This window comes from Corallococcus praedator (assembly GCF_003612125.1).
In the GTDB taxonomy this organism is placed as follows: domain Bacteria; phylum Myxococcota; class Myxococcia; order Myxococcales; family Myxococcaceae; genus Corallococcus; species Corallococcus praedator.
In genome coordinates this window covers 1-404 of sequence record NZ_RAWI01001311.1, presented here as the reverse complement: position 1 = coordinate 404, position 404 = coordinate 1, and the positions used below count along the sequence as shown (strand labels likewise).

Annotated in this window: 1 protein-coding gene; it reads right to left on the bottom strand. The window is 57.7% G+C overall.

Going from position 1 to position 404, the window contains the following annotated elements; genetic code table 11:
* The coding region (locus D7Y13_RS44225; RefSeq protein WP_208734732.1) for a PD40 domain-containing protein at window positions 1-404 on the bottom strand (404 nt) is incomplete at both ends.

Below are 404 nucleotides of genomic sequence, written 5' to 3'. Positions count from 1 at the left end.
GGTTGGTGGCGTGCCATTGGCGCCCGATTCGAGCGTCGAGTACCAGACATCCTGCCGGTCGGCCCCGCCAATATTGGCTTTATTGAAATTACGGGTGAAGTACAGCGTCCGGCCGTCGGGCGAGATCACCGGTGCCACCTCCTGACCGGGCGAATTAACGGTTTTGCCGAGGTTTTCTTTTTGAATGTCTTTCGGCGTTGCGGTCGATACGTTGATGCCGACCGTCACGGGTTTGGTCTGGTCCGAAATGCCAATAGCGTCGATTTGATTGATACCTTTCAGGGCGGCCCCGTTGATGAAAACCTTGACCTGGTGGCAAACGAAGGCAGAATCAGCCACAAAAATGCGCAGCAGCGGGTCGGTGCGGGGCTGTGGGCTGGTGACTCGGTAAACCGGGTGCTCGG